This window comes from Streptococcus lishijunsis (assembly GCF_047290665.1).
Lineage (GTDB): Bacteria > Bacillota > Bacilli > Lactobacillales > Streptococcaceae > Streptococcus.
The window spans coordinates 20,757-45,546 of record NZ_JBLBUC010000012.1 but is presented as its reverse complement, the minus strand read 5'-3'; the positions used below and the strand labels follow the sequence as shown (position 1 = coordinate 45,546).

General features: G+C 39.9%; 23 protein-coding genes. 7 read left to right on the top strand and 16 right to left on the bottom strand.

Going from position 1 to position 24,790, the window contains the following annotated elements; translation table 11 throughout:
* Positions 1 to 3: 3 nt before the first annotated feature.
* From dnaB to mnmA, 6 genes are all read right to left on the bottom strand, one after another.
* Positions 4 to 1,368: a replicative DNA helicase gene (gene dnaB / locus ACLN19_RS06175; RefSeq protein WP_413384393.1), complete on the bottom strand. Its 1,365-nt coding sequence runs from the start codon at positions 1,366 to 1,368 to the stop codon at positions 4 to 6.
* A gap of 22 nt (positions 1,369 to 1,390) precedes the next feature.
* Complete coding sequence (rplI, locus tag ACLN19_RS06170) at positions 1,391 to 1,843, bottom strand: 50S ribosomal protein L9 (protein WP_413384391.1); 453 nt, start codon at positions 1,841 to 1,843, stop codon at positions 1,391 to 1,393.
* Positions 1,840 to 3,825, bottom strand: a complete 1,986-nt coding sequence (locus ACLN19_RS06165; protein WP_413384389.1) for a GGDEF domain-containing protein — start codon at positions 3,823 to 3,825, stop codon at positions 1,840 to 1,842. Before ACLN19_RS06165 ends, rplI begins: the two co-directional genes overlap by 4 nt.
* Positions 3,826 to 3,892: 67 nt before the next feature.
* Positions 3,893 to 5,797, bottom strand: coding sequence for a tRNA uridine-5-carboxymethylaminomethyl(34) synthesis enzyme MnmG (gene mnmG, locus ACLN19_RS06160; protein ID WP_413384387.1), 1,905 nt, complete (start codon positions 5,795 to 5,797; stop codon positions 3,893 to 3,895).
* Positions 5,798 to 5,989: 192 nt separating this feature from the next.
* Positions 5,990 to 6,595, bottom strand: a complete 606-nt coding sequence (locus tag ACLN19_RS06155; RefSeq protein ID WP_413384385.1) for a MarC family protein — start codon at positions 6,593 to 6,595, stop codon at positions 5,990 to 5,992.
* Between the two features lie 22 nt (positions 6,596 to 6,617).
* A complete protein-coding gene (gene mnmA, locus ACLN19_RS06150; protein WP_413384418.1) occupies positions 6,618 to 7,739 on the bottom strand; it encodes a tRNA 2-thiouridine(34) synthase MnmA in 1,122 nt (373 codons plus the stop codon).
* Positions 7,740 to 7,950: 211 nt separating this feature from the next.
* On the opposite strand from mnmA, the gene sdaAB reads away from it, so the two are divergent.
* Genes sdaAB through ACLN19_RS06135 form a run of 3 tightly spaced genes read left to right on the top strand, consistent with a single transcriptional unit; the run spans position 7,951 to position 10,150 of the window.
* Entirely contained in the window at positions 7,951 to 8,622 is a 672-nt protein-coding gene (gene sdaAB / locus ACLN19_RS06145) for an L-serine ammonia-lyase, iron-sulfur-dependent subunit beta (RefSeq protein WP_413384383.1), read from the top strand.
* Between the two features lie 9 nt (positions 8,623 to 8,631).
* Entirely contained in the window at positions 8,632 to 9,513 is an 882-nt protein-coding gene (gene sdaAA, locus ACLN19_RS06140) for an L-serine ammonia-lyase, iron-sulfur-dependent, subunit alpha (RefSeq protein WP_413384381.1), read from the top strand.
* Positions 9,514 to 9,523: 10 nt separating this feature from the next.
* Complete coding sequence (locus ACLN19_RS06135; RefSeq protein WP_413384416.1) at positions 9,524 to 10,150, top strand: HAD hydrolase-like protein; 627 nt, start codon at positions 9,524 to 9,526, stop codon at positions 10,148 to 10,150.
* A 29-nt stretch (positions 10,151 to 10,179) separates the two neighbouring features.
* On the opposite strand, the gene ACLN19_RS06130 is transcribed toward ACLN19_RS06135, so the two are convergent.
* From ACLN19_RS06130 to yfmF, 8 genes are all read right to left on the bottom strand, one after another.
* A complete protein-coding gene (locus tag ACLN19_RS06130) occupies positions 10,180 to 10,890 on the bottom strand; it encodes a transglycosylase SLT domain-containing protein (RefSeq protein ID WP_413384378.1) in 711 nt (236 codons plus the stop codon).
* A gap of 133 nt (positions 10,891 to 11,023) precedes the next feature.
* On the bottom strand, positions 11,024 to 11,821 hold the full coding sequence (locus ACLN19_RS06125; RefSeq protein ID WP_413384376.1) for an energy-coupling factor transporter transmembrane component T family protein: 798 nt from the start codon (positions 11,819 to 11,821) through the stop codon (positions 11,024 to 11,026).
* A complete protein-coding gene (locus tag ACLN19_RS06120) occupies positions 11,809 to 12,657 on the bottom strand; it encodes an energy-coupling factor transporter ATPase (RefSeq protein WP_413384414.1) in 849 nt (282 codons plus the stop codon). The genes ACLN19_RS06125 and ACLN19_RS06120 overlap by 13 nt, the downstream gene beginning before the upstream one ends.
* On the bottom strand, positions 12,633 to 13,463 hold the full coding sequence (locus ACLN19_RS06115; protein WP_413384374.1) for an energy-coupling factor ABC transporter ATP-binding protein: 831 nt from the start codon (positions 13,461 to 13,463) through the stop codon (positions 12,633 to 12,635). The genes ACLN19_RS06120 and ACLN19_RS06115 overlap by 25 nt, the downstream gene beginning before the upstream one ends.
* Positions 13,463 to 14,002: a CDP-diacylglycerol--glycerol-3-phosphate 3-phosphatidyltransferase gene (pgsA, locus tag ACLN19_RS06110; protein ID WP_413384372.1), complete on the bottom strand. Its 540-nt coding sequence runs from the start codon at positions 14,000 to 14,002 to the stop codon at positions 13,463 to 13,465. Before pgsA ends, ACLN19_RS06115 begins: the two co-directional genes overlap by 1 nt.
* Positions 14,003 to 14,008: 6 nt before the next feature.
* On the bottom strand, positions 14,009 to 14,899 hold the full coding sequence (locus ACLN19_RS06105) for a RodZ domain-containing protein (protein ID WP_413384370.1): 891 nt from the start codon (positions 14,897 to 14,899) through the stop codon (positions 14,009 to 14,011).
* A gap of 67 nt (positions 14,900 to 14,966) precedes the next feature.
* Positions 14,967 to 16,238 (bottom strand): EF-P 5-aminopentanol modification-associated protein YfmH, encoded by a 1,272-nt coding sequence (gene yfmH, locus ACLN19_RS06100; RefSeq protein WP_413384368.1) that lies wholly within the window; start codon positions 16,236 to 16,238, stop codon positions 14,967 to 14,969.
* Positions 16,239 to 17,486 carry an EF-P 5-aminopentanol modification-associated protein YfmF gene (gene yfmF / locus ACLN19_RS06095; protein WP_413384366.1) on the bottom strand — a complete coding sequence of 416 codons (1,248 nt, stop codon included), beginning with the start codon at positions 17,484 to 17,486 and terminating at the stop codon, positions 16,239 to 16,241.
* Between the two features lie 178 nt (positions 17,487 to 17,664).
* Here yfmF and yaaA point away from each other — a divergent pair, with 178 nt between their 5' ends.
* Together yaaA and recF are read left to right on the top strand one after the other, a co-directional pair.
* The gene (yaaA, locus tag ACLN19_RS06090; protein WP_413384364.1) at positions 17,665 to 18,027 is read left to right on the top strand and encodes a S4 domain-containing protein YaaA; all 363 of its coding nucleotides are present in this window, start codon (positions 17,665 to 17,667) and stop codon (positions 18,025 to 18,027) included.
* A 2-nt stretch (positions 18,028 to 18,029) separates the two neighbouring features.
* Complete coding sequence (gene recF, locus ACLN19_RS06085) at positions 18,030 to 19,133, top strand: DNA replication/repair protein RecF (protein WP_413384362.1); 1,104 nt, start codon at positions 18,030 to 18,032, stop codon at positions 19,131 to 19,133.
* Between the two features lie 141 nt (positions 19,134 to 19,274).
* On the opposite strand, the gene guaB is transcribed toward recF, so the two are convergent.
* Positions 19,275 to 20,756, bottom strand: coding sequence for an IMP dehydrogenase (gene guaB, locus ACLN19_RS06080; protein WP_413384360.1), 1,482 nt, complete (start codon positions 20,754 to 20,756; stop codon positions 19,275 to 19,277).
* A gap of 178 nt (positions 20,757 to 20,934) precedes the next feature.
* Positions 20,935 to 21,957 carry a tryptophan--tRNA ligase gene (gene trpS, locus ACLN19_RS06075; RefSeq protein WP_413384358.1) on the bottom strand — a complete coding sequence of 341 codons (1,023 nt, stop codon included), beginning with the start codon at positions 21,955 to 21,957 and terminating at the stop codon, positions 20,935 to 20,937.
* 253 nt (positions 21,958 to 22,210) lie between these two features.
* On the opposite strand from trpS, the gene ACLN19_RS06070 reads away from it, so the two are divergent.
* On the top strand, positions 22,211 to 23,080 hold the full coding sequence (locus ACLN19_RS06070; protein ID WP_413384356.1) for a YitT family protein: 870 nt from the start codon (positions 22,211 to 22,213) through the stop codon (positions 23,078 to 23,080).
* 65 nt (positions 23,081 to 23,145) lie between these two features.
* A complete protein-coding gene (locus ACLN19_RS06065; protein ID WP_413384354.1) occupies positions 23,146 to 24,765 on the top strand; it encodes an ATP-binding cassette domain-containing protein in 1,620 nt (539 codons plus the stop codon).
* Positions 24,766 to 24,790: the final 25 nt, after the last annotated feature.

The window sequence follows — 24,790 nt, the reverse complement described above, 5'->3', positions numbered from 1 at the left end:
TCTTTATCTTTCTTCAAATGTCGCAATACTTGAGAACTTATTGTACTCTTTTTGGAACATGAGCTTCACCGTACCACGCGCCCCAGCACGGTTCTTCTCTAAAATCACTTCAATGACATTGTCATCAACCTGAGGTGAGTCTTCCTCGTTATCACTTTCTCTGCGGTAGTAATCTTCACGATAGAGAAAAGCGACAATGTCTGCATCTTGCTCGATAGACCCTGATTCACGGATATCTGACAAGACTGGTCTCTTGTCTTGCCTTTGCTCCACACCACGCGATAACTGACTCAAAGCAATAACAGGAACTCTAAGTTCTTTAGCTAAAATTTTTAGTTGACGTGAAATCTCAGAGACTTCTTGTTGACGATTTTCAGGTCGTGTCCCTGAAATCAACTGCAAGTAGTCAATCACAATCAAACCCAAATCGCCTACTTCCTTGGCTAACTTTCTAGAGCGTGCCCTAATCTCTGTCACTTTGATACCTGGTGTATCGTCAATAAAGATCGGAGCCTCAGCCAAAGCACCTTGTGCGATAGTCACATTATTCCAATCCTGCTCAGTTAGCTGTCCTGTTCTTAAATGGTGAGCATCTACCATACCCTCAGCCGCTAACATACGGTCAACCAAACTCTCAGCACCCATTTCTAACGAGAAAATAGCCACTGGTCGTTTTTGCTTAGTCCCAACATTTTGAGCAATATTCAAGGCAAAGGCTGTTTTTCCGACAGCAGGACGTGCTGCTAAAATAACTAGCTGGTCAGGATGAAGCCCTGTCGTAATCTTATCTAAATCTCTAAATCCTGTCGGCAAGCCCGTGACATCGCTTGTTTGCTGAGAACGTAATTCCAAGTTTTCATAGTTGACTTTTAACACGTCGGATATTTTACGAAAACCACTGCGATTACTGTGCTCGCTAATATCAACCAGAGCCTTTTCGGCATTGGCGATAATATCATCTGACTCAGTCGCTCCCTCATAAGCTAAGTTGACAGTCTCTGTCAAGCGACTGATAATGGTACGTAGCATCGCCTTTTCAGCAACTATTTTCGCATAAAACTCGGCATTAGCACTGGTCGGAACACTATTGACCAACTCCACAATATAGGCGAGACCACCAATATTTTGCAAATCGCCTTGGTCATCTAAAATCCCCCGAACAGTCGTCGCATCAATAACATCTTGACGCTCACTCAGAGTGATCATAGCACGAAAAATAATCTGATGGGCATACTTGTAAAAATCCTCAGGACTGATAAATTCCTGTACAAGCAGTAGCTTATCTGGTGAGATAAAAATAGATCCTAAAACGGACTGTTCAGCCAACAAATCTTGTGGCTGAACCCTTAATTCTGCTGTCGATGTCACTTATCTTCCCCTCATATGAGTCTTACGCTTCCTTAATTTGTAATTTTATCTCAGCGTTAACTTCCTTATGCAATTTGACAGGCACTTCAATAAGACCAATAGCACGAATAGGGTGCTCTAGCTCAATATGACGCTTATCAACTCTCAAGCCAAATTGTTTTGATAACTCTTCTGCAATTTTTTTAGCAGTAATAGACCCGAAGGTGCGCCCATCTGGACCTACTTTCTCGCTAAATTGCACACGTGTTTCTTCTTTGTCAAGTTGCTCCTTGACAGCTTTAGCCTCTGCTAATAGTTCTGCTTGAGCTTTAGCTTCAGATTTTTGCTTACCTTTTAACTCTCCGATAGCTTGATTAGTCGCTTCTTTGGCTAGATTTTTTTTAATTAAAAAGTTTTGGGCATAGCCTGTAGGAACTTCCTTGATCTCACCTTTTCTGCCTTTGCCTTTAACATCTTGTAAAAAAATAACTTTCATGATAACTCCTCCTCTATTACGCTTTGCTCAGCTAACTCTTCCTTGATAATCGCTAACAACTGCACTTTCGCATCGTTTACACTCGTGTCAACCAAGTGACAAGCTGCAAAATTAAAATGCCCGCCTCCACCTAATTTTTCCATAATGCGTTGCACATTGAGATTCTGATGACTTCTCGCCGATATAGCAACATTGCCTGCTGAATTGTGGGTAATCACAAAACTCGCTTCAACACCTGCCATTGACAATAGGGTGTCAGCTGCTTTACTAGCTGTGACATTATTGTAAATCCTAGCCTCATCTCCTGTGGCAATAATAATACCCTGTGCGACATGCTCACCTCTTAGGACTAATTCATTGACAGCTCTATATTCACTGAAATCAGTCGCAGAAATCTCTTGAATTTCACTACTATCGCTACCACAAGATCGCAGATAACTTGCAACATCAAAAGTCCTACTCGTCACACCAGACGAAAAATGCTTGGTATCTAACATAATCCCAGACATCAAGATACTAGCTTGGGTACGACTGAGCGTCTCTTTGGCTTGTTGGAACTGAATCAACTCCGTCACCAACTCACTAGCACTACTGGCCCCACTCTCAATAAAGGATAAGGTCGCATTTTTTGGAAAATCCTCATCACGGCGATGATGATCCACAACAATAACCTCATGAAACTGTTGATACAATTCTTGAGACAAGGTTAAACTAATTTTAGAGTGGTCAACCATCAGCAAAATGGAATGGGGTGTCACCATCTGCATTGCTTGTTGAATCGTCACCAATTTCGTCTTCTTATCATCAATTAGATAATAAATAGCTCGCTCAATGTCTGACTGCATCTCATCTGGATTATAGACAACATAGGCACTCTCTATGATATTGCTAGCAAAAAATTGCATCCCAACAGAAGCACCTAGCGCATCTAGGTCAAGATTACGATGTCCGACGATAAACACCTTATCAACCATCTTGAGACGATCCGAAATAGCTGACATCATGGCTCGTGTCCTAGTACGTGAACGTTTGACTGTGGAGACACTGCTTCCGCCAAAGAACTTAGCAGGAGAATGGTCATCATTTTCCCGAATAACAATCTGGTCACCTCCACGAACCATAGCCATATTGAGATTTTGAAGAGCTACTTGTCCGATTTGACTGTGACTACCATCGCCAAACGAAATACCCATACTAAGCGTCAGCGGAAAATCATGTTCTGCTGTCTGCCTACGAAATTGATCAAGAACCTCAAATTTGGTATCCATCAGCTCTTTTAAAATGGCATAATTAGTGAAAAAGTAGAAACGATCCATATTGACACGGCGATAAAAAATATCACGTGTCTTGGCAAAATCAGATATAAAACTAGCAATGAAGCTGTTGATCGAAGCAACTTCCGCATCTGATAGATTACCCGTCATATCATCGTAATTATCTACAGAAATAATCCCAATAACAGGCCTAAGTAACTCCGAATCAGCTAACTGACGATTCCCCATGCTACTATCAAAAAAGTAAAAGACTCCTGCCTTGACATCCAAATAAGCAGCGTATTTATTGCCCCCTTTTTCAAAAGCTTGACTAGCAGCGCCGTCACGCTTACTGATGATAATCTCCTTGAGAGCAGCGTCATCAAAAACACCCTCTTCATCAGTAAAAATCAGCTCAGCATAGGGATTAAACCACTCCACTTCATTTGTGTCTAAATCAAATTGGATAACACCAACAGGCATTTTATCTAGTAGGGTTTTTAGTGTCACTTCCGTTTGATCATTTAAAAGCTCGATTTGCTCTAATTCTGAGAGCTCATACGTCTCTTTTTGATAATACAAAAGGGCAGTTACAGATGCTATTTCGATAAAGATAACAGCAAGCAAAACTACCTGAGACTGTAATAAACGGACACAAATAGCCAAAATACCAAAGAGAATCAGTCCTATAAGGACTAAATGAATAGTTGCAAAGCGAAATCTTTTCATAGTTAACCTCTAAAGGATAATTATACCACAAAATGACCCTAAAGTGCAATTTAGAGCCATTTTACTGCTATTTATCGTGCTTTTTAGATGATTTTTGGCGCCCTTCTAAATAAACCATCAAAATACTGATATCCGCAGGATTGACACCTGAAATACGACTTGCCTGACCAATCGTTTCAGGATTGATTTTTTTAAATTTTTGACGTGCCTCTGTCGCTATCGAATCTATCGCATCCCAGTCAATTGTCTTAGGAATTCTCTTTTCCTCCATACGCTTCATCTTGTCCACTTGATCAAGAGCCTTGTTGATATACCCTTCATATTTGATTTCCGTCTCTAGCAACTCTATAACCTTATCGTCTAGTTGGGTATCTGCCTCTCCTATAAAATCTGTCACAATAGCATAGCTAATCTCAGGACGACGCATAAATTCCTTAGCTGTTAGCGCATCTGTCAACGGCTTAAAGCCTAATGCTTCGATTTTAGCGTTAGTTTCCTTGACAGGTTTTAATTTAGTCGTTGACAATCTTGTCAATTCTTTGTCAAAAGCATCCTTACGCTTTTTGAAAATAGCATAACGCTCATCATCTACCAAACCAATCTGACGTCCAATCTCACTCAAGCGCATATCGGCATTGTCATGTCGCAAAATCAATCGATACTCTGCTCGACTGGTCAAAAGACGATACGGCTCTAGTGTCCCTTTTGTCACCAAATCATCAATCATGACACCTATATAAGCGTCGCTACGTTTTAGTATCAACTCAGGTTTTCCTTGCACTTTAAGCGCTGCATTGATACCTGCAACCAAACCTTGTCCTGCTGCTTCTTCATAGCCTGATGTACCATTAGTTTGTCCTGCTGTAAACAAACCTGAGATACGTTTTGTCTCCAATGTGGCACGCAATTGGTGCGGTAAAACAATATCGTACTCAATCGCGTAACCTGTCCTCATCATCTCAGCATTTTCCAAACCTTTGATAGAATGCAACAGCTCCACTTGAACATCTTCTGGCAGACTAGTTGATAAGCCCTGTACATAGACTTCCTCTGTGTGGCGTCCTTCTGGCTCTAAAAATAATTGATGACGCTCTTTATCGGCAAATCGAACAATCTTATCTTCAATGGATGGACAATAACGTGGCCCAACTCCCTTGACAATACCTGAAAACATAGGCGCACGGTGCAGATTATCTTGAATGATCTCATGGCTTGAGCTATTGGTATAAGTCAACCAACAAGGTACTTGATCACTCACATAATCTTCGTCTCGTGATAAGAAAGAAAAATGATTTGGCTTAGTATCTCCTGGCTGTATTTCAGTCACATCATAGTTAATAGAGGATGCCTTGACACGCGGTGGCGTTCCTGTCTTAAAACGTCCGATTTCAAGACCGAGTTCTCGTAAATTATCAGCTAAAGTAATTGAAGCAAGACTGTTATTAGGACCAGATGAGTATTTTAAATCTCCTAAGATAATCTCACCACGAAGGGCAGTCCCTGTGGTAATGACAACTGCATCTGCTTTAAAATATTGATTTGTAGCTGTACGAACACCAATCACCTTACCATCATCAACCAAAATCTCATCAATCATGGTTTGACGTAGCGTTAGATTTTCTTGTTGTTCCACCGTCTCTTTCATCGTCTGCGCATAAAGAGCTTTGTCTGCTTGGGCACGAAGCGCACGAACTGCGGGACCTTTTCCAGTATTTAACATCTTCATTTGGATATAGGTTTTATCAATATTTTTACCCATTTCGCCACCAAGCGCATCAATCTCACGCACTACAATCCCTTTAGCAGAGCCTCCAATAGACGGATTACATGGCATGAAAGCCAACATCTCTAAATTGATTGTAGCAAGCAAGGTCTTACAGCCCATGCGGCTCGCTGCTAGACTAGCTTCTACACCAGCGTGGCCAGCACCAACAACAATAACGTCGTATGTTTCTGCAAATTGATAAGTCATTTTTGTCCTTTCTGACAATTCTATTTTAGAGACATATGATTGACAACGCTGTCAAGTATATGTCAATTATATAAAAATAGCCAAAACTCCTAGAATAGTACGTCAAAAAACGTCCATTCCTATGAGCTTTGACCTTCATAGTGATGTTTTCTTTATTGTATCAAATCATGATAAAAAGTCAAGCCAGAGTCTCTACAACAATGCGCCTTTAATACCTTCTATCAACATCTGAATGCCAATCGTGGTTAAAATAAGTCCCATCATCCGTGTAATGATACTCATCATACTCTTGCCTAAAAGTTTGGATACTTTTTTAGCACTGATTAGTAAACAATATGTTATTAAACATAATGAAGCAAAAGCAAGTAAGGTTATCACTTGGCTTGTCACTTTGCCTTCAGATAAACTAATAGCAGTCGCAATAGTCCCAGGACCTGCAAATAAAGGCATAGCCAATGGAGAGATAGCCACATCTGTCGGATCCTCTTTATCATTTGGCATATTATTTGAGCTAGGAGAATGTACACCGTTTATCATATGATAGCCAATAAGTGCAACCAAAATACCACCTGCAATCTTTAAAGCATCCAAAGTAATACCAAAGAGTTGGAAAATCAGATGACCACTCCAAACAAAAACGAAGATAATAGCAAAAGCGACTAAAATACTCTTACGAGCAATCTTTCGTGAAATATTCTGATCATCATCTGCTACAATCGCCATATAAGCTGGTAGGTTTGATATAGGATTCATGATGGCAAAGAATGCCATGAATGCTAAAATAAACTTGGTAAACATCTAGTGTTTACACCTCCTTAGGTTAGATGTATTGACATACCTTATCCTCTTTGAAGGCATTATCAATAAGTCCCCCTCCTAAACATTCTTCCCCATCATAAAAGACAACAGCTTGTCCTGGTGTAATCGCACGTTGTGGCTCATCAAAGATGACTTCTGCTTTATCTCCCTTCACCTTAACAGTGACCTTCGCATCTGGTTGACGATAGCGGAATTTAGCGGTGCAATGTAGTGTAAACTCTTCTGGCATAGGGCGTGTAAAGTGAACGTCAGAAGCTGTCAAGCTTGTTGACATCAGAGACTCATGATAAAAACCTTGCCCGACATATAAAATATTTTGAGATAGGTCTTTACCAACAACAAACCAAGGAGCATTATCACCACCTTGTTGACCACCAATACCAAGCCCTCCACGTTGGCCAATTGTATAATATATAAGCCCTGCGTGTTCACCCATATAGCGACCATCAACTGTCATCATATAGCCTGGTTGGGCAGGTAAATAATGACCAAGAAATTCTTTAAAATTCTTTTCACCAATAAAGCAAATTCCTGTTGAGTCTTTTTTCTTAGCGGTCGCTAAACCTGCTTTTTCTGCAATACGACGCACCTCTGGCTTTTCCAGATGTCCTAGAGGAAACAAAACTTTTTGCAATTGTTCTTGAGATAACTGACTTAAAAAGTAAGTTTGATCTTTATTGCTATCAGCCCCTCTTAGCATATGGACAGTACCATCTTCATCACGCGCTACTTGGGCATAATGACCTGTCGCCACATAATCCGCTCCCAAAGTCATGGCATAGTCCAAAAATGCCTTAAATTTGATTTCTTTATTACACATGACGTCTGGATTTGGCGTACGACCAGCACGGTATTCTGCCAAAAAATACTCAAATACACGATCCCAATACTCTTTTTCAAAATTAACAGAATAGTAAGGAATCCCTATCTGATCAGCTACCGCAGCAACATCTTTATAATCCTCTGTCGCTGTACAATAGCCATTTTCATCGGTGTCATCCCAGTTTTTCATGAAAACGCCAATCACATCATAACCTTGCTCTTTTAAAAGAAGAGCTGTTACAGACGAATCAACGCCACCACTCATACCAACGACAACACGTGTCTTAGACTTATCAGTCATCATTATGTCTCCCATCAATTAAAATAGTCATCTAGTCACACTAGATGTTCAAAAGTCGATTTGAAGGTCGATTTTGAAGACGCCTAAGCGCTATTGTCTATTATAACAAGAATACAATTCTTTTTAAAGTCTTAGTGTTTAGATTTCATCTATGGATTTTTGGACTTATTTGTTATAATAACAATAACTCTATGATAAGGATATACAGGTTATGGCACATTTAAAATTTCAATCTGTTTTTGATATTATAGGACCTGTGATGATTGGTCCATCAAGTAGCCATACGGCTGGAGCAGTCCGTATTGGTAAAATTGTTGCTGCTATTTTCGGCGAAGAAGCAAGTGAAGTTGAATTTCAACTATATAATTCCTTTGCCAAAACCTACCGTGGACATGGGACAGACGTTGCCCTTGTGGCAGGTATTTTGGGCATGGATACAGATGACCCCAATATCCCCAAAGCTCTTGACATAGCCCACGAAAAAGGAATCAAAATCTACTGGAAGGTCAATAAAGAATCAAATGCCCCTCATCCCAATACCACGCACATCTTGATAAAAAATGCTCATAAAAGTCTCTCTGCGACTGGTATCTCTATTGGGGGAGGCAATATTCGTGTCACTGAACTTAATGGCTTTGCCGTTAATGTCAATATGAACACACCTACTATTATCATCGTACACCAAGACGTCCCAGGAATGATTGCTGAAGTCACTGAGATTTTATCCTCTTACCATATCAATATCGCTCAGATGAGTGTTACACGTGAAAATGCTGGGGAAAAAGCTATTATGATCATCGAAGTTGATTCACATGATTGTCAAGATGCTGTAAAGGATATGAAAGCCATTCCAAATCTCCACAATGTTCATTTCTTTGATTAGGAGCGCTATATGTTTTATTCTATTTCTGACCTTATCAAACAAGCTGAAACCTACCACAATGGCAATGTTGCTGAACTCATGATTACTACTGAGATAGAGCTAAGCGGACGGAGCCGAGATGAAATCATCCATATGATGAGACGAAATCTCCAAGTGATGCTGTCATCTGTCACTGATGGGCTAAATCCAGATAAATCCTTATCTGGTCTTACAGGCGGTGATGCTTTAAAGCTAGATACTTACATCAAAGCAGGAAAAACTCTAGCTGATACAACTATTTTATCCGCTGCTAGAAATGCTATGGCTGTCAACGAACATAATGCTAAAATGGGCCTAGTATGTGCTACACCGACAGCAGGCTCTGCTGGTTGCCTTCCTGCTGTTCTAAGTGTTGCTATCAAAAAGCTACATCTCAGTGAAAAAGAACAACTTAATTTTCTGTTTACAGCAGGGGCTTTTGGGCTAGTCATTGCCAATAATGCTTCTATTTCTGGAGCTGAAGGAGGCTGTCAGGCAGAGGTTGGTTCTGCTTCAGCAATGGCTGCGGCTGCGGTGACTCTAGCTGCTGGAGGCTCTGTCCAACAAGCTAGCCAAGCTGTCTGTTTTGTCATCAAAAATATGTTAGGGCTCATTTGTGATCCTGTGGCTGGACTTGTAGAAGTCCCTTGTGTCAAACGAAATGCCATGGGAGCTAGTTTCGCCCTCATTGCCGCAGATATGGCACTAGCTGGCATCACATCCAAAATACCAGTTGATGAGGTTATTGATGCGATGTATCAAGTCGGCTCTAGCCTCCCTGCAGCCTTTCGTGAGACAGCTGAAGGAGGTTTGGCTGCTACACCAACAGGAAAACAACTCGCCAAAGAGATTTTTGGTAATGACAATCGTTAAAGGAGATTATATGGCTTATTTACTCTTTGACTTAGATGGAACGCTCGTTAATTCGAGTACTGGTATCAAAAATGCTTTTTACCATAGCTTTACAGAGTTAGGGCTGACACACCCTAACGACAAGACACTCTCAACCTTTATTGGTCCTCCTCTTGAAACAACTTTTGCTCACTATTTTGATAATAAAGAAGCTATCACACATGCCATCTCTATCTTTCGAGACTATTATGAGACTCAAGGTGTCTATCAAGCTAAGCTCTATCAAGATATCCCTGAAACACTAGAAGCACTTAGTCAAGAACACCGTTTATTTGTCACAACTAGTAAACACCAACCTATGGCGCATAAAATGCTCAGTGATTTAGATATTGACAAATACTTTACAGCTATCTATGGCTCTCTCCCTGAACGTTATTTAAAAACAGATGTTATCAAGGTCTGCCTTAACAACCATCATATTCCTCACGACGAGGCTGCCATCATTGGTGATACTCGTTTTGATATGATTGGAGGCAGAGAAACCAATATAACCTGCGTTGGTGTAACGTGGGGATTTGGTAGTGCTGATGATTTGAAAAAAAGCGGTGCTGATACCCTAATCCATCATCCAAAAGAACTACTATCACTTTCGATATAAGAAAAAAGGTCACTTATTAAGTGACCTTTTTAATAACCCCAAGCAGATAATCCTTGCGAATTATACGCATTTATAGCAGCGTTGATTTGATCTTGTACTGTTGCTGTTGAACCCCAACCAGGCATCGTTTGAAACAGACCAGAAGCTCCTGAAGCATTGCTGACATTTGGATCTCCATTTGACTCACGCGCAATAATGTATTCCCAAGTAGATTGTGGAACACCCGTTGCAGCTGCCATTTGTGCTGCAGCTGCAGAGCCAACGACACCAGCAGTATTGCCATTTGATAGAGAGGCTGTCACGCTAACTGACTGGCTGCTAGCTGGTGAGGTTACATAAGATGGCTCGCTGTAAGCAACTGCTTGTGTCGCTTGACTCACTTGAGTCGTAGCCACCTCAACAACATTTTCCTCAACAGAATTCGCTTCTTGAGCGCCCAAGATAACTTCCTGTGACGGCTGTTCTTCTGTTTTCATTTCTTCCGAATACCCTTCAACAACACCCTCACTAAAAGAGCTAGCTGAGCTTGATAAACTTGATGAGTCTTGATTCACTTCTACATTATCACTTGATGTAGCAACATTAGCACGCAAGGTTTCTGTGGCTACTTTTGATGTTGCCATAGTAAAGAAGAAAACACTGACACTGGCTACAATCGTCAAAAAACCAAGCACTGTATAACTTACGAGACGGCGCTTACTTTGACGACGTTCCTCATATCGACGTTTTAATCTTGTCATATTGATTATTCACTCCATATTTCGTTCTTACAGCCTTATCATATAATTTATTTATTACTTTAAGATTGGTTTCAGATTAAAAATATTACAAAACAGTGTTGTAAACATAAAAAAACGCTTGAATTAGCGTTTTTTAGGGACTTTTTAAGATAAATAAGATGAGTGCCACAAGGAGAATGACAAAGATTGTCAAGCTATCTTTACGCTCCCATTGTAATTGACGGTATTTACTACGTCCGCTACCACCCTGATAACCTCTGGCTTCCATAGCAATGGCAAGAGCATCTGCACGCTTAAAGCTAGAAGCAAATAATGGGATAAGAATAGGTATAATAGACTTGACTTTCTGCAACAAACTGCCTTCACCAAAATCAATACCACGAGCTCTTTGCGCATTCATAATACGTGTCGTATCATCCATCAAGGTCGGAACAAAGCGTAAACTTAAAGACAACATCAACCCAATCTCATGAACAGGCACCTTTATGACTTTTAGAGGTTTCAATAAGGACTCCACGGCATCTGATAAACTAAGAGGTGTCGTCGTAAGTGTAAGTACTGTTGAAAATAAAATAATCAAAATAAAGCGCATAAAGATTAGCAGGGCTTGACTGAGACCATGAGAGGTAATTTTTATAATACCAAAATGAACCAAAGTCTCACCGCCTGTTGTAAAGAAAATCTGAAACAGTGTTGTAAAGAGGATAATCCCAATCATAGGTTGTATGCCTCTAAAAAAGAAAGATAGCTTAATTTGTGATAAGTATATTGACAACAGTGTAAAGATCAATAAAATAAGATTCGTAACGACATTATTGGCCCAAAATACAATCAAAATCAGCAAAAACATAGCCAACAATTTGCTTCTTGGATCCAACCTATGAATCAAAGAATTACCTGGTATATAGCGCCCTAAAATCAGTTTATCCATTGACCGACCTCCTTGACAAACTCCTCTAGAGTAATCGGTAATCGAGAAAGGCTCAAACCTCTATCTACTAAACGTTGTGTGAATTTTGTAATTTTGGGAACACCCAATTGTTTAGATTCTAGAAACGCTACTTTTTGAAACACGTCTCTAGGCTTTCCTGATAAGATAATCTGACCTTTTTCAAGAACATAAACAGCATCAGCATAATTGGCAACATCATCCATCATATGTGTTACAAGGACAATAGTCTGACCAGCCCTATGTAATTCTTCAAATAAACTCATCAACTCTAGGCGTCCCTTAGGGTCTAAGCCAGCGGTGGGTTCATCTAAAACAAGCACATCAGGCTCCATAGCCAAGATACCTGCAATAGCCACACGACGCATCTGACCTCCTGATAAATCAAAAGGATTTTTGCTATAGAGCTCTTCTGGTAGACCTACAAGGGCTAACTTATCACGCGCAAGCTTCTCAGCCTCTACCTGTGACACCCCAAAATTTTGTGGGCCAAAAGCGACATCTTTTAACACGGTTTCTTCAAATAACTGACTTTCTGGAAATTGAAAAACCAGACCTACTCTTTGACGAACGGATTTTATGGATTTGGGTTTTGCGCCTGCTACAATCCTAACATCCCCTGCTACGACTTCACCTTGACTGGGGATATTGAGACCATTTAATAGCTGCATGATAGTGGATTTACCAGAACCTGTGTGACCAATAACCGCTGTATAAGTCCCCTCTTCAATCGACATACTCACGTCAAAAAGAGCTCTTCTTTCAAAAGGCGTCCCTTCTTGGTAGGTGTAACTCACATTTTTGAGAGAGAGCTCCATAGCCATTCCTCCACTTCTTGCTCTGTCATATAGGGAGTTTCAGAGACCAAACCTAAAGGTTTTAGAGCCTCCAAAAGATGAGATGTAAAGGGGATATCTAAACCTAAAGACTTTAAATCTTGACGCGAAAAAAGCTCCTTGGGGCTTGTACTAGACTCCATCTTACCACCTTTCATCACCAAAACACGGTCACTCAAGGCTACCTCATCTAAATCATGTGTAATCGAAATCACTGTCAAATCCTGTGTTTTTCGAATCTGACTAATCACCTTAATAAGCTCTAGACGACCTTCAGGATCCAACATACTAGTCGCTTCATCTAAGATAATAACTTTAGGGCGCATAGCAATAGCTCCTGCGATAGCCACACGTTGCTTTTGTCCTCCAGATAGACGCGCAGGCTCACTTTGGGCAAAATCCAACATACCGACACTCTCAAGAGCGTGAGTTACCCTTGCTTTCATCTCATCAAAAGCAACTCCTTTATTTTCTAAACCAAAGGCCACGTCATCTTCGACTGTCGCGCCGACAAACTGATTATCAGGATTTTGAAATACCATACCAATCTTATGGCGAATATCCCAAACAGTCTCCTCATTTAGTTCTTGACCGTCTATGACAATCGTTCCTGACTCAGCTTCTAATAAACCATCTAAAAGACGCACAAGTGTGGATTTTCCTGAGCCATTGTGTCCAACAATAGACAACCATTCTCCTTGTTTCACGTGAAACGAGAGATCATCTATATTATAAGGTGTTTTGTCATCATAACGAAATTTAAGATGACTTACTTCAATAATAGCCATTAGTTAAACGTGTCCTTGAATAAATCGCCGGTCCCTTTAAAATAATCATAACCTGAATAAATAGTAAAGAAAAGGGCTAAATAGAGCATGATAGTTCCCAAAAATGTCAAATGACATAATAAAAGAATGATTGAAAACATCTGCGTCGCTGTTTTTATCTTACCAGGCATAGCCGCCGCCAAAACGGTGCCGCCAGTCTCAACCAACAAAAGACGTAAACCCGTCACAGCTAGCTCTCGACAAATAATAATGGCACTGATCCAAGCAGGAGCCATATCTAGCCCAACTAACATGATAAAAGCACTCATCACTAGCATCTTATCGGCAAGAGGATCAGCAAACTTCCCAAAATTGGTAACGACTTGCCACTTTCTAGCCAGATAACCATCCAAATAATCTGTCAGACTAGCCAAGGCAAAGATAAAAGCTGCCACATAGTGCCACGTGGGGTTAGTAGGCAAGCTAGTTAACAGTAAAAAGACAGGAATCAAGATAATACGTAATAATGTGAGCGCATTAGGAATATTTTCTTTTTTCATGACATCTTATCCTCCTTCTACAACAGTTAAAGTCACGGTATTAGCTGCGCTGGTGACAGTTGACATATCTAGTACTTGACCATTGATCGTCACCTCAACACCTTCTGGATAACCAAAAACAAGCACTGCACTATCAGCACCATCTACCAAATGAGCATCAACAGAAGTATTTTCAGATGTTAAGAGAACTCCTTGCGTTGGCAAATCAGTATTACTAATAGAAACCCAGCTATCGCTATCACCCTTGAGGCTTATTGTAAGGGTAATTGGTGATTTAGCTTGAGAAAGAGTCGCTATATTGGCACCATTTTCATCTTGGGTGAGCGTTAACTGAGGCAAAACCTCAGTACTTGAGCTGGACTCTGATGAACTTGACAGCTGACTTGTCTGTGTGAGGTTTTTACTGACAGGCAATTGATTAGACTGTTGTTGCCACAAAAAGGTTAGGGCTACACCTGCAACTAAAATAATAAATAGCGCTCCAAAAATGAACCATTTTTTTAAAGTCCGATAACTCTGTCGTCTAGCGCGTGATAAATCACCCTCCTCATGAGAAGACGCCTCAATGCTCTCGTTGTCAGCTTCTTCATGTGATTCAGGTATAGCAATTTTTTGAATCTGTGACTGCTCTATCTTAGCATTTTGCATCACAGCAAGTCTCTCCTCAAATGCTTCTTGCGTCAATCGCGCGTCTTCTTTAGAAGCCAAGGAAACTGCTTTAGCATAGCGGCTAATATAATGGTCAACGTCCTCAATAGGAATAGCATCTAGTTGATTTAACTCTATAGCAAGTAGATAATGCAGGGGAACATCAGCTTTTGACTCTACATCTTTCAAACTCATCTCTAACTGGAGACGTCGCAATCTCAAGCGGTCTCCGAGTGTTGTTTCTTTCATGGTATATCCTCTAAACGATTTCTAGTTCTTTCATTATATCAAAAAATAAGGATTATTTCGATGGCGATTACTTAGGAAGCATAGTCACCTCGACGACATCTGCCGTCTCAAAGAATCCTCTTCCCTCAGCCACAACGTCTTCTAAAGTCAACTGTTTCAGAATAGTAGGGAAATCAAGGTAGTTTACAAACTGACTTAGTTGACTAGCTAATAACTCCGTATTATCCAAACTTCTAAGATATTCACTATATAGTTCATAACAGACAAGCTGAAACTGTTCTTGATTTAAGTCTTTAGACGTCCACGATTGAGCTAAGAATCGTTTTATCCGTGTCGCAAGACCGATAGGTTCTTTAGTATCACCAGTGATGATGATGAATTGTGTTGTTTGGCAAACCTCCACTTCCATATCAAAACTATCATCAATGAGACCATTGTCGTACCACACTTGGTATATTTCTGAGGTCCATCCTAAAATCATAGCCAAATATATCTTCAACACTAACTGCCGATATAGATTATCCTCAGCTGTGTCAAGCGATAAGCCTCTATACGCTACTGCTAACTTCGGAGTCGTAACACTTTGCCTCAACGTCTGCTTCGGTATAACAGGCTGATAAGCTATTTGTTGTCTAATGACAGGGCTATTTAATAGCTCTCTATCAGCTTTTTGACATGAACTGACTGCCTTTATGACCTCATAGGGATTAAAACAACCGACCAAAATCAAACGACAATTGCTTGGTTGATAAAACATACGATGACTATTGACTAAATCATCTTTACTAATGTGACGAATTGTATTGACGTCTCCAGCAACATCAACTGCCAAAGGAGTACCTGGAAAAAGACTTGCTAAGACCGTCTGATACAATTGACTATCTGGGTCGTCTTGATACATCTTGATTTCCTGTTTGATAATCTCTTTTTCGCGTTCAATAGATTCGTCTGTAAAGCTAGCTGTCTCTACAAATGATACCAATAAAGGCAACAGAGCATCGAGATTATCTGTCGCTGAAAAGAAATAAGCTGTCTTAGCAAAGTTAGTATAAGCATTACAATCAGTGCCTAGCTGACTAAATGACAACGACACATCGCTGCCGTCCTCTGCCTCAAACATCTTGTGCTCTAAAAAATGAGCATGACCAGCAGGATACGCATACTCCACTCCTTCGTAAGAAAAAGCAGTATCGACTGAGCCAAATTGTACTGACATCAAGGCTGTGACTTCACGACCTTCTTTTTTAGGGATCAAAACAAGTTGTAAACCATTGTCAAGTACCGCTTGATAAGAAACTTCGCCACTTTCTGTATATACACGTTTATCTAATGTCACCATCTATCCTTGCCCCTCTATAAAATATAAGGCTTGTAACTTCACTTGTCTCATGACCTTAATGATATCGTCTTTACTGATTTGCTCAAGCTGTAAACACCACTCTTCAAATGAATAAGTTAACTTTAGATGCTCTCTCAGATATCTTTGTTCTATCAGATAGTAGATATTATCCTCCAATGCTTTACGTTGCGATAAAAGCAAACGCTTAGTCTGTGTGAGTAAATCATTTGAAAAACGTCCGCATTTTAAGCGTGATAATTGCTGAGAAATGAGCTTTAACACCTTATCACGATTATCTTTGTCAATTCCTGCGTAAACCGATAGTAAATCTGTAAAGCCATCAAAGGACGCTCCTATTTGATAAGCTAATCCTCTTTTTTCACGTATCTCTGCAAAAATCAGTGAGTGAGCATAATTAGCCAGCATCCCCACAGCTACAGTTGCATCAAGAAAGTTTCTTTCATTGACACTGATAGGAAAATGATAAGCCACATTTAAAATAGATTGTTGAACAGGAAGCTGATGTGTCCGCTCAGGGATAAGATTACTATAAGGTTGATGATAGTCTAATACTAACTGTTTGTGACGATCACTAAAGGACAGCTGATTAAATAATTGAATCATACGATAATCATCATACTCACCAACCACAAATATATCTAAAATATCCTGATTGAGCATACGCTGAAACTCTTGATAAGCTGAATAAGATGTCTCAGTTAGCACCGTTGAAACCTTGCCGTATTTAGGTGTTTTAAGGTCGTTGTCGTTATAGTAAAGTTCTTGTAAAGATAGTTGACTACTGTAAAAAACATCATCCTTATCAGCTTCTAGGTAACGCGCCATATTGTCACGCTCCAACTCAAACACCTTAGAACTATATTTGGCAATGGAAACCAGAGGTGCTAACAGTATTTCTTCTAAGAAATGAAATACGTCTTCTAGTAGGCTTTCTTCTTGAAATGTGTACTTGTCTTTGATAAAGCTCAACTCAATATCAACAATATGTGTTTTCCCTCTTCTTGACACTGACGTTGACAGATTAGTCCCATATAGTGAGGCCAACTTTTTGCGAAAACTCAAGCTGTTAGGATACTTTTGGCTAGCTGTAGCCAACATCTGAGCAACCAAAGCTCGTCTAGCAACTGTTTTTTGGAGATACTCCCCAGAAAAACGAAAGGTGATATGATTCGTCTTATACTGACGATGTTTAATAAGATGTAGCTGGACACCTTCTGCAAGTTTCATGACATGCCTTTCTAGTTAAATAATCTCTTTATTATATCATTTTTAAGAATATAGTTCATGCTTTAAAGCTATATTTAACAAGATTGTCAAGTATATTGACACCACCTTTACTGCCTAAAGACTAGCTATCTGCCTTTCATATGATATAATAACATCATCACTAACAAGAGAGGTTATTATGAACTACCCATTATTTGACGACTATATCACACTGCAAGCCCTTTTAAAAGATCTTCGTATCATTCAAAGTGGTGGTGCAGTCAAATCCTTTTTACAAGACAATCAGGTTCTTTTAAACACAGAAAGGGAAACACGCCGAGGAAAAAAACTGCGACTTGGTGATGTTATCACTATCGTTAACCAAAATGTCACTATCACACTTACCCAGCCAAGTGACGAGCAAATCAAACAACATCAAGAAGACTTAGACGAAAAACAACGTGTGGCTGCTATTGTCAAAAAGCTTAATAAAAAGGTGACTCCAAACGCTACTAAAGTGGCATCAAAACCTCAAAAGAAGCCACGCTTCCCAGGAACCTAATCATGTGGATACAATCAATACAACTCAAAAACTATCGTAATTATGAGCAGTTGACTGCTGACTTTTCTCCCTCACTGAATATTTTTGTAGGAGAAAACGCGCAAGGTAAGACCAATTTTTTAGAGGCTATCTATTTTCTAGCCTTGACACGTAGTCACAGAACGCGCTCAGATAAGGAAGTTATCAGCTTTAATCATGAAATGCTCGACGTTTCTGGGACTATTGCGCGGAAAAATGGCAATCTCTCACTGGCTATTCAACTCTCCAACCGTGGGCGCATTACTAAAGTTAATCATTTAAAGCAAGATAAATTATCCGATTATATCGGTGCTATGACAGTCGTTCTTTTTGCGCCTGAAGATTTACAATTAGTCAAAGGTTCTCCTCTTTTAAGGCGTAAATTCATTGATATAGACCTTGGACAAATCAAGCCACTTTATCTTTCTGATTTATCTCATTATAACCATGTCCTCAAGCAACGTAATAGCTATCTAAAAGCAGCAGAAACGATTGATAACGATTTTTTAGCAGTCCTAGATGAACAACTCGTCCATTATGGGAGTCGTGTTATACGACATCGTCATCACTTTATCACTAATCTCTCCCAACAAGCAGACAAACACCATTTTACCATCTCTAACCAATTGGAACATCTAGATATCCGTTATTTATCTTCCATCCGTTTTGAGGATATTGACCAGCTTGAAGATACTTTTTCCAAACAATTACAAGCATCATTTAAGCGAGATGCTTTCAAAAAAAATACAGGGGTAGGACCCCATCGCGATGATTTAGCCTTTTTCATTAATGATCTTAATGCTAGCTTTGCTAGCCAAGGACAGCAACGTAGTCTAATCCTCTCTTTAAAGTTGGCTGAGGTTGATCTTATTTCACAAATGACTGAGGATTCCCCCATTTTACTACTGGATGATGTTATGAGCGAGCTTGATAATACACGACAAGATAAACTCATCCAAGCTATCAAAGATAACAAGGTTCAAACCTTTATGACCACAACAAGTATCAGTCATCTCCACAATCTCCCATCTGAGCTCAAAACCTTTACGATCTCAAATGGGCATTTGAACAACACTAAAGATGATTGACACTATGATTTACAACTACTTGTCACGTCAATAGTTATTAAACCAGTTGTTTTAGTTATTGTTATTTACAAATTGATTTACAGTTATGACAAAAATATTGACGTAATTGTAAATGAAAAAGAGAGGAAATCCCTCTCTTTTTTATTGTACAGAATAGTTAGGTGCTTCATTTGTAATTTGAACATCGTGTGGATGACTTTCTTTCAAGCCCGCACCAGACATTTCGATAAACTGAGCATTTTCACGTAAGGAATGAAGATCTGCTGCACCGACATAACCCATACCTGAGCGAATACCACCAAGCATTTGAAAGACGATATCGGATACTGAACCTTTATAAGCTACGCGACCTTCAATACCTTCTGGAACAAGCTTATTAGCTTCATTAACAGCACCTTGGAAATAGCGATCACTTGACCCTTTTTTCATGGCTGCAATAGAGCCCATACCACGATAAGTTTTAAATTTACGACCTTGGTAAATCTCTGTTTCACCTGGAGCTTCATCTGTGCCTGCAAACATAGAACCAAGCATAACAGCATGACCACCTGCTGCCAGAGCCTTCACAATATCACCAGAGTATTTAATACCACCATCTGCGATAATAGCTTTACCGTACTCACGAGCAACACTAGCAGCATCGTAAATAGCTGTCACCTGTGGGACACCTACACCTGCTACAACACGTGTTGTACAAATAGAACCTGGTCCGATACCCACCTTAACCACGTCAACACCAGCTTCATAAAGAGCACGTGTTCCTTCGGCAGTCGCTACATTTCCTGCAATCAAAGTCTTATCTGGGAAATGCGCACGAATCTCTGCGATTTTACGAAGTACGCCAGCTGAATGTCCGTGTGCGGTATCAATAACAATAGCATCCGCACCAGCCTCAAAGAGAGCTTCTGCACGCTCAAACGTATCTGATGTTACTCCGACAGCACCTGCCACTAAAAGTCGTCCAAATTCGTCTTTAGCTGCATTTGGAAACTCAATGACTTTTTCAATATCTTTAATGGTAATCAAACCAGATAAACGCCCGTTTTCATCCACAAGAGGAAGTTTTTCAATACGGTGTTCATGAAGAATGCGCTCTGCTGTTTCCAAGTCTGTCCCAACTGGTGCTGTCACCAAGTCTTGGCTAGTCATATGAGCTGAGATAGGTTGATTATAATCAGAGATAAAGCGCATATCACGATTGGTAATAATACCGACTAGCTTACGGTTTTCAAGAGTCTCAACAATCGGTACACCACTAATGCGATAACGTTGCATTAAATCCTCTGCTTCAGACACTGTATTGTCTGGTTGTAAGAAGAATGGATCGATGATAACCCCATTTTCAGAGCGTTTTACTTTACGGACTTCTTCTGCTTGGTCTTTAACGGACATATTTTTATGAATGACACCAAGACCACCTGCACGCGCAATCGCAATTGCCATGCGGCTATCTGTCACAGTATCCATAGCCGCTGTAATAATAGGAATATTCAATGTCAAATTTTTGGCAAGCTTTGTTTGCATATTGACTTCATTTGGAAGCACGTGGCTTTCTGCAGGGATAAGTAAGACATCATCAAAAGTAAATCCTTTTTTCAAAAATTTAGTGTCCCAATTTGACATTTACAGTTCCTCTTTTCTAGTTGGTCATCAGAGACTATAGTCCCTAGCCTTACGGTTATTGTTAATATCATATCATGCCAAAATCATTTGTCAACTACTTCAACTGCTATTTTTTGAAGTTGATTTTTTCAGAATTTTCAAGTATTCTCCTTAACTAAAAAAGAGTGGTAACCACTCTTTAAAAATAATTGATTCCCATTGCTGATTTCACTTCAAAAAGAGTCTGTCCAGCAACTTCACGCGCTTTTTGGCTACCTTCATCTAACATACGAAAAACTTGTCCCATATCACTAGCATATTCTAGACGACGCTTACGAATAGGTTCTAGCTCTCTCTCTAAAATCTCGAGCAAATAACGCTTTGTCTTGACATCTCCAAGACCACCACGCTGATAATGCTCTTTCATAGCCTCAACATCAGCTCTATCTTCTGGCCCTGCAAAAATATCAAGATAATGAAAGACCATATTCCCTTCGATATGTCCTGGATCCTCCACGCGCACGTGACTTGGATCGGTGTACATACTCATTACTTTTTTATAGACAGTATCAGCATCATCCGATAAATAAATACCATTGCCTAGTGATTTAGACATCTTAGCATTCCCATCAAGACCAGGCAAGCGACCTGCTGCTTCATTAGCTGGGAAAATCCCTTCTGGCTCAACGAGAATATCTGTCTGATAGGTATGATTGAACGAACGCACAATTTCTCTTGTTTGCTCAATCATCGGTTTTTGGTCATTCCCAACAGGCACAAAATTAGCTTTAAATGCTGTAATATCAGCTGCTTGTGACACAGGATAGACTAAAAAACCTGACGGAATCGACTCCCCAAAATCTTTCTGAGCAATCTCGGATTTGACCGTTGGATTGCGCTCTAGGCGAGATACTGACACCAAGTTCAGATAATACATGGTCAATTCTGCCAATTCTGGAATCTGACTTTGAATAAAAATAGTGACTTTAGCTGGGTCCAAGCCAACAGACAGATAATCAAGCGCTACATTACCTATAGACTCACGAATGGCTGCTGATTCTTTTGCATGGTCCGTGAGCGCTTGTTGGTCAGCTAGAAAAACAAACATTTGATACTTATCTTCATTTTGCAACAAGACACGATTTTTTAGACTGCCTACATAATGCCCTAGATGTAATTTTCCTGTGGGGCGATCACCTGTTAGAATAATAGGTTTTGTCATAATTCTTACTCCTCTAGCGCTCTAAACAAAAAACGCTTTTCTATCTCTAAAAGTCACATCAATGCTATCATACTAAGCATATTACAGACCCATTATATCAAATCTAAGCCTTCTTTGCCAAGGCTAGGAACATTAGCTGATTGTTTCACGTCAAACATCTTGCCACTTCAGTCATTTCAAAGGAAAAGCACTTGACTAGCCTTCTATCTTTTGTGATAATGAGAGAGCAATCATTTATGAAAGGGGATACAGGATGAAAAGAGTATATGATTTTTGTCTCGTTACAGTAGGGGCTTTTATTGCATCAATTGGCTTTAATACTATGTTTTTACATAACCATATTGCCTCAGGAGGGGTTGGAGGGCTAGCTGTTAGTTTTGAAAAATTATTTGGCTGGACACCGTCTAACTTTGTTATGGCACTAAATGTTCCTTTGCTTTTTCTTTGCTTACTTTTCCTAGGAAAAGCTGTTTTTATCAAAACCATTTATGGTTCGCTAATCTATCCTATTTTTATGAGATTAACCTCTCAGCTACCCAATATCACAGACAACCAGCTCCTAGCGGCGCTTTTTGGCGGGATTATTGTAGGCATTGGACTAGGCATTGTCTTTTTAGGCAATTCATCCACAGGAGGTACTGGTATCCTCGTTCAAATTATCAATAAATACACTCCCCTACCGTTTGGCGTCATCCTTATTTTAATTGATGGTTTGGTCGTTGGGACAGGCTTTATTGCCTTTGATGTCGATACAGTCATGTACTCTATTATAGCTCTTTTAGTCATCTCTTATGTCGTTGATATTATAAGCACTGGCTTTCAATCATCTAAAAATATCATGATTGTCTCAAGACATACCGATGAGATCAAAGACTACATTACACAGACACTTGATCGTGGAGTCAGTCAGTGGCCTATTATCGGTGGATTTACAGGTGGCCAAAAAGACATGATCATGACCACTATCACCAGTTTAGAATTTCCTCGATTGCAAAAAGGCGTCCTTGCGATTGACGAAACTGCCTTTATCGTTGTCATGCCAGCTAGCCAAGTGATGGGACGAGGCTTTAGTATCACCAAACACTACCATAAAACAGGTGATGATATCATCCCACCAATGTAGTTCATTGAAAAATCACCGTATTTTCGGTAAAATGAAAAGGCAACAAAAGATTGAGGTGAAAAAATTTGCTAACAGTTTCTGATGTATCGCTTCGCTTTAGCGATCGAAAATTATTTGATGATGTAACGATTAACTTTACAGCTGGTAACACCTATGGGCTTATTGGCGCTAATGGTGCTGGAAAATCAACTTTCCTAAAAATTCTTGCTGGCGATATTGAACCAAGTACAGGACACGTCTCTCTAGGCCCAGATGAGAGACTATCTGTCCTACGTCAAAATCACTTTGACTACGAAGACGAGCGCGTGATTGACGTGGTTATCATGGGAAATGAAAAGCTCTATGGTATCATGAAAGAAAAAGATGCCATCTACATGAAAGAAGATTTCTCTGATGAAGATGGTGTCCGTGCAGCTGAGCTAGAGGGGCTATTTGCCGAGCTTGGAGGATGGGAATCTGAGAGCGAAGCATCTCAACTTCTACAAAACCTAAATATTCCAGAAGAGCTTCACTATCAAACCATGAGTGAGCTTGCCAATGGTGACAAAGTCAAAGTGCTTTTAGCTAAGGCTCTTTTTGGACAACCTGATGTCTTACTACTTGACGAGCCTACCAACGGTCTTGACATTCAGTCTATCGCTTGGTTAGAGGATTTCTTGATTGATTTTGACAATACAGTCATTGTCGTATCCCATGACCGTCACTTCCTTAACAAAGTCTGCACACATATGGCTGACCTTGATTTTGGTAAAATCAAACTCTATGTCGGAAACTATGATTTCTGGAAACAATCAAGTGAGCTTGCCGCTAAATTACAAGCTGACCGTAATGCTAAAGCTGAAGAAAAAATCAAAGAACTCCAAGAATTTGTCGCTCGCTTTTCTGCCAATGCTTCAAAATCCAAGCAAGCCACTTCACGTAAAAAAATGCTTGATAAAATTGAGCTTGAAGAGATTGTCCCATCTAGTCGTAAATATCCTTTTATTAAGTTTGTCTCCGAACGTGAAACAGGAAAAGATCTTCTCACTGTTGAAAATCTCTCCGTCACTATTGATGGTGAGAAAATTCTTGATAATATTAGCTTTATCCTACGTCCAGGCGATAAAACAGCTCTTATCGGACAAAACGACATTCAAACAACAGCCTTAATTCGTGCTTTGATGGGAGAGATCGACTACGAAGGAACTATCAAGTGGGGAGTGACAACTAGTCGATCTTATCTTCCTAAAGATAACTCTAAAGATTTTGCTACAGACGAGTCTATTCTTGAGTGGCTCCGCCAATTTGCAAGCAAAGAAGAAGACGATAATACCTTCCTAAGAGGCTTTTTAGGACGTATGCTCTTTTCAGGAGATGAGGTCAACAAATCTGTCAATGTCCTCTCTGGTGGCGAAAAAGTGCGTGTCATGCTCTCTAAACTTATGCTTTTAAAATCTAATGTGCTTATCTTAGATGACCCTACCAATCACCTAGACTTAGAATCTATTTCTAGCTTAAATGACGGTCTCAAAGATTTTAAAGAATCTATCATCTTTGCCAGCCATGACCACGAATTTATCCAAACTCTCGCCAATCATATCATTGTCATTTCAAAAAATGGTGTCATTGACCGTATTGACGAAACGTACGATGACTTTCTCAACAATGCTGAAGTACAAGAAAAAGTACAGGAGCTTTGGAAATAATCATAATCTAAAGTCTGGAATTCTA

Excerpts from the sequence above, each read along its gene's own strand:
- yaaA (WP_413384364.1), top strand. The coding sequence starts at position 17,665 with ATGAACTACCCATTATTTGACGACTATATCACACTGCAAGCCCTTTTA.
- yfmH (WP_413384368.1), bottom strand. The coding sequence starts at position 16,238 with ATGGTGACATTAGATAAACGTGTATATACAGAAAGTGGCGAAGTTTCT.
- ACLN19_RS06105 (WP_413384370.1), bottom strand. The coding sequence starts at position 14,899 with ATGAAAGAAACAACACTCGGAGACCGCTTGAGATTGCGACGTCTCCAG.
- ACLN19_RS06165 (WP_413384389.1), bottom strand. The coding sequence starts at position 3,825 with ATGAAAAGATTTCGCTTTGCAACTATTCATTTAGTCCTTATAGGACTG.
- sdaAB (WP_413384383.1), top strand. The coding sequence starts at position 7,951 with ATGGCACATTTAAAATTTCAATCTGTTTTTGATATTATAGGACCTGTG.
- ACLN19_RS06120 (WP_413384414.1), bottom strand. The coding sequence starts at position 12,657 with ATGGAGCTCTCTCTCAAAAATGTGAGTTACACCTACCAAGAAGGGACG.
- sdaAA (WP_413384381.1), top strand. The coding sequence starts at position 8,632 with ATGTTTTATTCTATTTCTGACCTTATCAAACAAGCTGAAACCTACCAC.
- recF (WP_413384362.1), top strand. The coding sequence starts at position 18,030 with ATGTGGATACAATCAATACAACTCAAAAACTATCGTAATTATGAGCAG.
- guaB (WP_413384360.1), bottom strand. The coding sequence starts at position 20,756 with ATGTCAAATTGGGACACTAAATTTTTGAAAAAAGGATTTACTTTTGAT.
- rplI (WP_413384391.1), bottom strand. The coding sequence starts at position 1,843 with ATGAAAGTTATTTTTTTACAAGATGTTAAAGGCAAAGGCAGAAAAGGT.
- pgsA (WP_413384372.1), bottom strand. The coding sequence starts at position 14,002 with ATGAAAAAAGAAAATATTCCTAATGCGCTCACATTATTACGTATTATC.
- ACLN19_RS06130 (WP_413384378.1), bottom strand. The coding sequence starts at position 10,890 with ATGACAAGATTAAAACGTCGATATGAGGAACGTCGTCAAAGTAAGCGC.
- trpS (WP_413384358.1), bottom strand. The coding sequence starts at position 21,957 with ATGACAAAACCTATTATTCTAACAGGTGATCGCCCCACAGGAAAATTA.
- yfmF (WP_413384366.1), bottom strand. The coding sequence starts at position 17,486 with ATGAAACTTGCAGAAGGTGTCCAGCTACATCTTATTAAACATCGTCAG.
- ACLN19_RS06125 (WP_413384376.1), bottom strand. The coding sequence starts at position 11,821 with ATGGATAAACTGATTTTAGGGCGCTATATACCAGGTAATTCTTTGATT.
- mnmG (WP_413384387.1), bottom strand. The coding sequence starts at position 5,797 with ATGACTTATCAATTTGCAGAAACATACGACGTTATTGTTGTTGGTGCT.
- mnmA (WP_413384418.1), bottom strand. The coding sequence starts at position 7,739 with ATGACTGATAAGTCTAAGACACGTGTTGTCGTTGGTATGAGTGGTGGC.
- ACLN19_RS06070 (WP_413384356.1), top strand. The coding sequence starts at position 22,211 with ATGAAAAGAGTATATGATTTTTGTCTCGTTACAGTAGGGGCTTTTATT.
- ACLN19_RS06155 (WP_413384385.1), bottom strand. The coding sequence starts at position 6,595 with ATGTTTACCAAGTTTATTTTAGCATTCATGGCATTCTTTGCCATCATG.
- ACLN19_RS06135 (WP_413384416.1), top strand. The coding sequence starts at position 9,524 with ATGGCTTATTTACTCTTTGACTTAGATGGAACGCTCGTTAATTCGAGT.
- ACLN19_RS06115 (WP_413384374.1), bottom strand. The coding sequence starts at position 13,463 with ATGGCTATTATTGAAGTAAGTCATCTTAAATTTCGTTATGATGACAAA.